Origin of the sequence: Actinomadura sp. HBU206391 (assembly GCF_014323665.1) — a bacterium.
In the GTDB taxonomy this organism is placed as follows: domain Bacteria; phylum Actinomycetota; class Actinomycetes; order Streptosporangiales; family Streptosporangiaceae; genus Actinomadura_C.
The window spans coordinates 1-3807 of the sequence record NZ_JABVEB010000401.1; the positions used below are offsets into that span (position 1 = coordinate 1).

Sequence of the window (3807 nt, forward strand, 5' to 3'; positions counted from 1 at the left end):
GGAGAACTCTTCGACTTCGCCAGCACCGGCGCGCGCTTCGCCGAGGTGACGATCGCCGACCGGCCGCGGCCGGTCGGCGACGCGCGCACGGTGGCCAGGCTCAGGCGCCTTCTCGACGGCGCGGACGTCGTTCACGCCCATGGGCTGCGCGCGGGCGGCCTGGTGGCCGCGGCGCTGACGCGTGTCGCCCCTGGGCCGCTACGCCTCGCGCCGGGCGGCCCGCCGCTGGTCGTGACGCTGCACAACGCCGTCATCGCGGGCGGCATGACCGGACTGGCCTACGGGGCCCTGGAACGGATCGTCGCGCACGGCGCCGCGTGCGTCCTCGGTGTCTCACCCGACCTGGAGCAGCGCATGCGCTCGCTCGGCGCCCGGGCGGTGGGCCGCGCACTCGTGCCCACGCCCTCGGTGGGTGAGCCGCCCGGTCCGGACGCCCGTGCGGAGGTCCGCGCCGACCTCGGCGCCGGCGACCGCCCCCTCATCGTCACCGTGGCACGGCTGGCCGACCAGAAGGGACTTCCCACGCTCCTCGACGCGGCCGCCGGCTGGGGACGCCGTACGGCGGGGCCGCTCGTCGTGATCGCGGGCGACGGCCCGCTCGAGACCCGGCTGCGCGACCGGATCGAGGCGGAGAAGCTGCCGGTCCGGCTGCTCGGCCGCCGCTCCGACGTGGCCGAGCTGCTGGCGGCCGCCGATGTCGCGGTCGTGCCCAGCGTGTGGGAGGGCCAGCCGCTCTTCGTCCAGGAAGTGCTGCGGGCCGGCCGGCCGCTGGTCGCCACCGAGGTGGGCGGTATCCCCGAGCTGGTCGGCGACGCCGCGCTGCTCGTGCCGGCCGGAGACGCCGGGGCGCTGGAAGAGGCGGTCGGCCGGGTGCTGTCCGACTCGGCGCTGGCCGTGCGGCTCGGTGCGGCGGCCGCTCAGCGGGCCACCGCGCTGCCGAGCGAGGACGATGCCGTGAACCAGCTCGCGGCCCTCTACCGGGGCGTCGTCCGGCGGCCGGCACGGGGACTGCGGTGACACCCCCAGAAGATCGTGTACACTGCGACAGGTAGGAGGGGAGTATCCCCTGCGGTGGTCTCGTCATCACGGTCGGCTGTGTCCGGCCCGGGGCCATCGGTCCTCACTCGGTGAGGGCGGGAGAGACCTCCGGCGATCTTTAGTGTCTGCCGGAGGCTGTTTACATGAACGTACCCCTGTGGATCTGGGCCCTCACTCTCGTCGGCCTCACCCTCCTCATCATCGGTGACCTGATCTGGGTCGACCGGACCGGGGCCAAGCAGTTCAGTTCCCACCAGGCCGCCTTCTGGTCGGTCTTCTACATCACCCTGGCGATGCTGTTCGGGCTGGGCATCCTGGCCTTCGCCGGAGGCGACTACGCGGCTCAGTTCTACGCGGGCTTCGTCACGGAGAAGAGCCTGAGCGTCGACAACCTCTTCGTCTTCTACGTGATCATGACGCGCTTCGCCGTGCCGAAGCAGAGCCAGCACCGGGTGCTGATGCTCGGTGTGGTGCTCGCCCTCATCCTGCGCGGGATCTTCATCGCGATCGGCGCGGCGGCCATCGCCCAGTTCCAGTGGGTGTTCTTCATCTTCGGTGCCTTCCTGATCTGGACGGCCATCGGATTGGTGCGCACCTCGCACGACGAGCAGCACGTCGCAGAGAACGCGCTGCTGCGCTGGAGCAGGCGGGTGCTGCCGACCACCGACGCCTACCACGGCTCGAAGATCTCCATCAAGCAGCAGGGCAAGCGGCTGTTCACTCCGCTGTTCATCGTCATCATCGCCATCGGCTCGACGGACCTGCTGTTCGCGCTCGACTCCATTCCCGCGATCTTCGGGCTCACCAAGGAGCCCTACCTCGTCTTCACCACCAACGCCTTCGCCCTGATGGGCCTGGTGCAGCTGTACTTCCTGCTGGGCGGGCTGGTGCGGCGCCTGGTCTACCTCAGTCACGGGCTGGCGGCGATCCTCGGGTTCATCGGGGTCAAGCTCGTCCTCGAGGCGCTCCACGGCTACCACGTGTCGTGGGCGCCGGTGATCCCCATCTGGCTGTCCCTCTCCATCATCGGTGGCACTCTGGTGGTCACCACCGTGGCCAGCCTCGTCAAGATCCGGCGGGACTCGGCCGCAGGGTCCCCGGCGGAGGAGGGCGACGAGAAGGACGGCACGGTGGCCGCCGTCGACTGACGGGCCCGCGATCACGTGCCGCCGGAGATCGCTAGAGTCTCTCGAAGTAGAACCTGAATGCCGTTCTAGAATCGATGTCGGTAGTGATGCGGGAATCGGGCAGCGGTCTGAAGGTCTGGGAAGAAGGTGTCGGATGGCGATCGGGCTTACCGAGGAGCATGACGCGCTCGCGGAGTCGGTACGTGGTCTCGTCGAGCGCAACGTGACGGTGCAGACGGTGCGCGCCGCGCTGGAGGCGGCCACCGAGACCCGGCCGCCGTTCTGGACCGGTCTGGCCGATCAGGGCCTGCTCGGGCTGCACGTCTCAGAGGAGCACGGCGGCCAGGGGTTCGGCCTGCTCGAGCTGGCGGTCGTGCTCGAGGAACTGGGTCGCGCCGCCGCTCCGGGGCCGTTCCTGCCCACCGTCCTCGCCAGCGCGGTGATCGGCGCCTCCAGCAACGCCAAGGCGCATGCCGAGCTGCTGCCCGGCATGGCAGAGGGCACCCGCACGGGCGCCGTCTCCCTCGCCACCGGCCTCACCGGCCGGCGCACCGACGAGGGCCTGGTGATCAGCGGTACGGCCGAGCCCGTCCTTGGCGCCGTGCTCGCCGACGTGATCGTCCTGCCGGTCGGCACCGACGCCGGCCAGGAGTGGGTCGTCATCGACGCGGCGGACGCGACCGTCGAGGAGCTCCCGAGCCTCGACCGGGTCCGCCGGGCCGCCCGCGTGACGGTGACCGACCTCGGCGTCGCGGCCGACCGGGTGCTGGACGGCCTTGAGGGACCGAGGGTCCTCGACCTCGCCGCGCTGCTGCTCGGCGCCGAGGCGACCGGCGTCGCAGCCTGGTGCGTGAGCACCGCGGCCGAGTACGCGAAGGTTCGCGAGCAGTTCGGGCGCCCGATCGGCCAGTTCCAGGGCATCAAGCACAAGTGCGCGCGGATGCTCATCGCTCTGGAGCAGGCCCGTGCGGCCGTGTGGGACGCGGCGCGCGCCATCGACGACTCCGTGGAGGAGGCGCCCCTAGCCGCGGGCGTCGCCGCCGTCATCGCGCCCGACGCCGCCGTGCAGACCGCCCGTGACTGCATCCAGGTGCTCGGCGGCATCGGCTTCACCTGGGAGCACGAGGCCCACCTCTATCTGCGCCGCGGCCTGACGCTGCGGGCGCTGCTCGGCCCGGCCAAGGACTGGGCGGCCTCGGTGGCCGACCTGGCCCTCGGCGGCACCGTACGCGCGGTCGAGGTCGAACTGGACGACGACACGCTGCCGGTCCGGGAGCGGATCCGGGCCGAGATCGCCGAACTCGCGGCGATCGAGGACAAGGGCCGGCTCAACACCACGATGGGTGACGAGGGCTGGACGGTCCCGCACCTGCCGAAGCCGTGGGGCCGCGAGGCCGGGCCGGTCGAGCAGATCCTCATCCAGCAGGAGATGAAGCGGGCCAAGATCAAGCCGCCGAACCTGGTGATCGGCGCCTGGCTGGTGCCGTCCCTGTTCAGCTACGGCACCGAGGAGCAGAAGGAGCGGTTCCTGCGCCCGACGCTGCGCGGCCAGATGGTCTGGTGCCAGCTATTCAGCGAGCCGGGCGCCGGCTCGGACCTGGCCTCACTGTCCATGAAGGCCGAGCGGGTCGAGGGCGGCTGG

The 3807-nt window shown here is 71.4% G+C and carries 3 protein-coding genes; all 3 read left to right on the top strand.

Annotated features, from left to right (window positions below; translation table 11 throughout):
* Nucleotides 1–1017, top strand: a 1017-nt coding sequence (locus HKK72_RS37245) for a glycosyltransferase (protein WP_187239095.1), incomplete at its 5' end; no start/stop codon positions are given.
* A gap of 164 nt (nucleotides 1018–1181) precedes the next feature.
* A complete protein-coding gene (locus tag HKK72_RS37250) occupies nucleotides 1182–2186 on the top strand; it encodes a TerC/Alx family metal homeostasis membrane protein (protein WP_187239096.1) in 1005 nt (334 codons plus the stop codon).
* 133 nt (nucleotides 2187–2319) lie between these two features.
* Nucleotides 2320–3807: acyl-CoA dehydrogenase (locus HKK72_RS37255; protein ID WP_187239097.1), on the top strand; the 1488-nt coding region annotated here is incomplete at its 3' end.